This window comes from Kitasatospora sp. MY 5-36, assembly GCF_001182915.1.
Taxonomy (GTDB): domain Bacteria; phylum Actinomycetota; class Actinomycetes; order Streptomycetales; family Streptomycetaceae; genus Kitasatospora.
Map to the genome: position 1 here is coordinate 1 of NZ_LFVW01000947.1, position 1,481 is coordinate 1,481.

The following is a 1,481-nucleotide window of genomic DNA, read 5'->3' on the forward strand; positions in this document are numbered from 1 at the left end:
CCCTGGCTTGACAACATCATTGGGAATCTCCCTTGTCGTGTGTCCGGACAACGTGAGCGGTCAGCATGCCGAAGATGTGATCGTTTGTATCCACCGGCGACACGACTGGCCGAAACCGGTCCTTCCGCTTGCCTACTGGGCGGTGGTGAGGAAGTCCAGGACGAGGGGGCTCGCGGTGGTGCGGAACTCCTCGAAGTAGGCGTGCCGGGCGCCGGGGATCAGGTGCGCGCGGGCGCCGGGGATGCGGGCGGCGAGCAGGGGGGCGTTGGCGGCGGGGTTGAGCAGGTCGTCGGCGCCGTGGAGGACCAGGGTGGGGGCGCCGATGGCCGGCAGGAGGTCCCAGGCGTCGTGCCGGCTGCTGGCCGCGAGGTGGCGGCGGCGGGCGTGGGCGGGCATGGCAGGGTCGCCGAGGGTGTGGTGCGGGCCGGGGTGGGAGTCGAGCCACCGGGGGGTGTACATCAGCTCCAGCAGGGCCTGTCGCGCGGCCTCGGGGTCGGGTTGCGCCAGGGCGCGGCGGACGTCGGCGCCGCGTTCGACGCCGTGCGGGCCGCCGGGTGAGGTGCAGCCGAGGACCAGGGCGCGCACCCGGTGCGGGTGGCGGGCCGCGAGCTGCTGGGCCACCCGTCCGCCCATGGAGGTGCCGTAGACGTCGGCCCGGTCGATGCCGAGGTCGTCGAGGACGGCGACGACGTCCCGGGCGAACTGTTCGGTGCTGTACGGGGTGTCGGGCTTGTCGCTGCCGCCGGTGCCGCGGTGGTCGAGGGTGAGGGTGGCGCGGGCGGGGTGGAAGTCGGCGCGGACCGCGTCCCACCAGTGGTGGTCGTTGGCCTGGCCGGCCAGCAGGACCAGCGGCGCCCCTTCGCCCCGCAGCTGGTAGGCGATGCGGGTGCCGTCCGGTGCCGTCGCGTGCGTCACGCTCTCCCCCTCGTTCCCGCTCCGGCGGCCAGGGTATCCCCGTACTCCCGGACGGGCCCGGGGCCTCGTCCCTGACCAGGGGTGATGCGGTCGGTAAAATGCGCGCCCGGGGGATCGTGTGCGGGCGGAGGGGGATTGGCCGGTGGGTGGTTTACGGTTCACGGTGCTGGGGCCGCTGCGGGGGTGGCGGGACGGCGGCGAGCTCGTGCTCGGATCGCCGCAGCAGCGGAGCCTGTTGCTCGCGCTGCTGTTGAGGGCCAACCACCCGGTGTCGACCGGTCAGTTGGTCGACGACCTGTGGGGCGATGATCCGCCCGCCAAGCCCTCCGCCGTGATCCGGACGTACGTCCACCGCCTGCGCCGCGTCCTGGGGCCCGCCGCGCCGACCACGCTCAGCGGGGGCTACCTGTTCGCCCTGGACGCCGGCGGGCTGGACACCCACCGGGTCGAGGAACTCCTCGGCGAGGCGCGGGGGCTGCGCGCCGGCGGGCAGTACGCCCGCGCCGCCGCCGTGCTCCGCTCGGCGCTGGCGCTGTGGCGGGGCGAGCCGATGACCGGGCTGCCCG

General features: G+C 74.5%; 2 protein-coding genes. One reads left to right on the forward strand and one right to left on the reverse strand.

Translation table 11 applies throughout. From position 1 onward, the window contains the following. Positions 1-132 precede the first annotated feature (132 nt). The gene (locus AE652_RS38640; protein ID WP_049660120.1) at positions 133-915 is read right to left on the reverse strand and encodes an alpha/beta fold hydrolase; all 783 of its coding nucleotides are present in this window, start codon (positions 913-915) and stop codon (positions 133-135) included. Between the two features lie 142 nt (positions 916-1,057). On the opposite strand from AE652_RS38640, the gene AE652_RS38645 reads away from it, so the two are divergent. Then, positions 1,058-1,481, forward strand: a 424-nt coding sequence (locus tag AE652_RS38645) for a winged helix-turn-helix domain-containing protein (protein WP_199823213.1), incomplete at its 3' end; no start/stop codon positions are given.